The organism is Caldisericaceae bacterium (assembly GCA_036574215.1).
In the GTDB taxonomy this organism is placed as follows: domain Bacteria; phylum Caldisericota; class Caldisericia; order Caldisericales; family Caldisericaceae; genus Caldisericum.
Genome location: JAINCR010000019.1, coordinates 1 through 3,520, shown reverse-complemented (window position 1 = coordinate 3,520; position 3,520 = coordinate 1). Strand labels below are relative to the sequence as shown.

Genomic DNA, 3,520 nt, shown 5'->3' with positions numbered 1-3,520 from the left:
GCTCCACTTGACTTTGTCAAGGAGAAGAGCGCAGGATGACAAAGAAAAGGGAAACAGAATGAAAAACAGGACGACAGAGAAGAAAAGATCAAGGTGACAGAGAAAAGGGGTGAAACTTTAATAAACCATTCAATTATAAGTTAGTGCAATAACAAACAAATTGCAAATTCATTTTTCGGTTGCGATAAATTTTTTATTTTTAAGAGTAATTGCGCGGACAATTTTTCTTTCATAATCAGTTTCTGTTGGAACCATAATTGCTTTTAATGAAACGTATTCCTCCAAAGGTCCACCTACAATCTTTTTTCCAAGAATTTCTTGCACCTGGAATATACCCGATGAGTTTGACATTTCTATAACAATCTCTATTGGTTTTTCTGCACCTTTTAGTATTAAAAGGCGCTCTATTGCAAGAGCAGAAATGGTATGAATACTTAGGCTTCCTAAATCAAAAGCCATTCTTCCTCTACCTTTAGTTAAATCGGTTCCGTCTCCAATTCCTACAAGTGCCGCTTCTATTGTATAATCAGGCACATCTACTTCGTGGGAATAGATTGCATTGAGTATAAAACCCCTTATTTCGGTTCTTTTTTCAACATCATCATAAAATTGTGGAAGAAGCCTTTCAAGTATTGGAATAGCAAGGTATGTACTATGTAATGAATGTTCTTTCCTAAAGATTTGATTACCGATATCATGAAGAAGCGCAGCAGAAAGAACAATGAGATGTTCATCATCTGCATCACCACAGTTTTCCTTAATAAAATCAGGCTTAATATCCCGTTCTAACAAAATGTCAAGCATTCTTAAAGCAGAGGCACAAACAATTTTTGCGTGAACTTCTCCATGGTCGTTAAACAAAAGTTTTTTAACTGCAATAAAGTTGGATAAATCCCAATCTGCCCTTACTTCAGGGTCTTTTACTAATGCTTCAAACATAGTTTTTGCCTTAGGGTAATTCTTTAGTGATTCTTTAATTGCCTCAAGGGATTCTGCTTCAAGAGAATGATAACTTTCAGGTATTTCTACCTCAATTCCAATGTTTTTTAAGTTGTTGCTTCTTAAATCCTTCTCCATTTTTCTCTCCTTTTTTGTAATTTTTTACATCCTTCTAAATATCTTTTAAAAATCTAAGAAAAACTTCTTTTTACTATTTACAATGCAAAGATATATAGGTAGTAAGGCTTAAACCCATAATGGGGACTTTCTCACAATTTCAAAACTGGTTCCTTACCAATTAGGTAAAATTTTCTCAGGCTGTGTTTTCAAAAATCTTAACCATTTCGTTAGAAGGCTTACCTTATGAACCCATTTTTCTATAAGGTAAGCCCAGCAAAAGTAGGTGATCTCAAAGTTTTAATCCGATAGATACAGTATAGCACCCGAGGAAGCGTCTATGTATATTTCTCTGGTAACTTGAGATTCGTCTTTTCCCCAAATTTCCCACCAAACATTACAAGGAGTAGCTGCATTTCTTACTTCTCTTGGGACAGTAACAAAATTACCTTTTGCATACAAGTGCGCCAGTAATGGTTTAACGATACCTTTTGTTCTTGCAATTTCAAACGCTTTGCCACTATCGATGAGCCAATAATCTTTAAAACCAGAAACTTCGTAATTCACTTTTTTGGGGTCACCACCACTTGCTTCGGGATAAAAATATGGTTTTCCATTTCTAAAACTATAAACTCTTATCTCTCTTTTTTCACCAGAGCTAAACCAAAATCTCCAACTTAGGCTTTTTCCATCATCAGTAAAATCAACTACTGCATCTTTGTGACTGTCTCCTCCTACAAGTTTATAGGCCTTTGCATCAGCTGACCATTTATAAGCTTCGGCTGCTAATTGCTTATAGGCTTCTTGGGCTGTTAGCAATGTAGTCTGTGTGCCTTGCTCTGTTTGTAGTGTTTCTGTTTTATTTTGGCTAGTTGAGGATGGTGAATGACAACCGCATAATACTAACAAAGTAACGACTAAAATGATAAGTAAGAAATTTTTCTTCATTGCTCCCTCCTCTTTTTTATAATTTAATTTAAATTCCCATATATAAGCTTAAAACACCTCTAACTATATTATACAAAAAATATTTTACAAAATTTTCAAACCTTACGCAGAATAAAAAAATTTTTATTATAAGAAATAGCAAGATATCCTGAAATAAAGTTAAAGCTAATATGTATATCATTAAAGTTTTATAAAAGAAAGATGGAACAGTATGTACAAAAGTCCCAGTGAAGTAAGAATTGCAAGCAGAGAATCGCCAATTACATTTTTACGGTGTAAATTACTACTGTAATCGGTTCGGACGAATTCTTCAAGAAGTAATAAGTAAATAAAGCCCAGCGCAAAACTTAATGGCAAAACTGCCATTGCATATAGTGCGTATTTGCCAAAGACATCTATAATAGGAACCCCATTTTTTATATTTTCAAAAACTATTGTTATCCCACTTGCTATTGCAGAGGGAAGAGACCTTTTAGCAAATTCTTTCCGTTTATGAAAAGGAAAATTACTAAAAGGAATTATTAATATGAATGGTATAAGCCACTGTGCAAAAATGCCAAGAAATGTTTTTAGAGGTGGTCCAGATTCTTTATCAGTATCTAACAAATACAAACTAATAATTTTATTGGCGTACCTTCTTGTTATTGGAATTAGGTTTAATAACCCAGCAATAATTCCAATACATGATATTTCATACCAAATATAAAACTCTGATGGTAGATTTAGGTATTCTACAACATAAGTTTTCAAATAGAAGAACCCCCCTAAAAACCATAATGCTATAGCAGTTATTGCAAGATTAATACCGAAAGCGCTTAAAATTGAACTTATTACCGTTTTCTTTTGCTTTCTAAACTCAATAAACCAACAGATTAGTGTAATAAGTATTAATGCTAGCCACACCTTGAAAGCCAAAATCCCTATATTTTCGGCAAATCCCCACCATGGATGTCTTTCCCCAGTGAGCGCTATCGCAAAAAGAGTAATAATTAAAAACCCTTGGAGGAAAACCATTACATAGCCTAAGGTGCTTGTAAAAGAAAACTGATTCGTATCTAACATATTTTTCATTATAGCAAACCTCTATTTAATAATAAAAAGGAAGTGAAAAATCCAAAAATTCTACCACGTTTAATTATTTTTAGGTTTTTTCTCTTCTTAAGATTTGCCTACCTTAGAATGAAAAAAATAATTTATTTAAATATATGAGACATTTTCGTTTAAAATATTTGAATTTGTAAGTTTCCCTACATCTAAATCCCTTATAGGTGAGCTAAAAACACCTAAGTATGGAAATGATATACAAAATTATAGACTGGAGTTTCAATCCCTTATAGGTGAGCTAAAAACTCATCCTGAAAAAAATAAACACCAAAACAGCGACAGATAGTTTCAATCCCTTATAGGTGAGCTAAAAACAGTTTTTAAGAGGATAAGCTTCATTTTCTCTTTCAATCATGTTTCAATCCCTTATAGGTGAGCTAAAAACTTTCATTCCTATTCCTGCAATATTACT

Annotated in this window: 3 protein-coding genes and 1 CRISPR repeat array; all 3 genes read right to left on the bottom strand. The window is 33.1% G+C overall.

Annotated elements, in window-relative coordinates:
• Positions 1-168: 168 nt before the first annotated feature.
• The 3 genes from K6343_01060 to K6343_01050 all read right to left on the bottom strand — a co-directional run bounded on the left by K6343_01060 (position 169) and on the right by K6343_01050 (position 3,075).
• On the bottom strand, positions 169-1,077 hold the full coding sequence (locus tag K6343_01060; protein ID MEF3244564.1) for a hypothetical protein: 909 nt from the start codon (positions 1,075-1,077) through the stop codon (positions 169-171).
• A 279-nt stretch (positions 1,078-1,356) separates the two neighbouring features.
• Positions 1,357-2,004, bottom strand: a complete 648-nt coding sequence (locus tag K6343_01055) for a hypothetical protein (GenBank protein MEF3244563.1) — start codon at positions 2,002-2,004, stop codon at positions 1,357-1,359.
• A 180-nt stretch (positions 2,005-2,184) separates the two neighbouring features.
• On the bottom strand, positions 2,185-3,075 hold the full coding sequence (locus K6343_01050; GenBank protein MEF3244562.1) for a hypothetical protein: 891 nt from the start codon (positions 3,073-3,075) through the stop codon (positions 2,185-2,187).
• Positions 3,076-3,255: 180 nt separating this feature from the next.
• A CRISPR array of direct repeats spans positions 3,256-3,493; the repeat unit is 30 nt; unit sequence GTTTCAATCCCTTATAGGTGAGCTAAAAAC.
• Positions 3,494-3,520 lie beyond the last annotated feature (27 nt).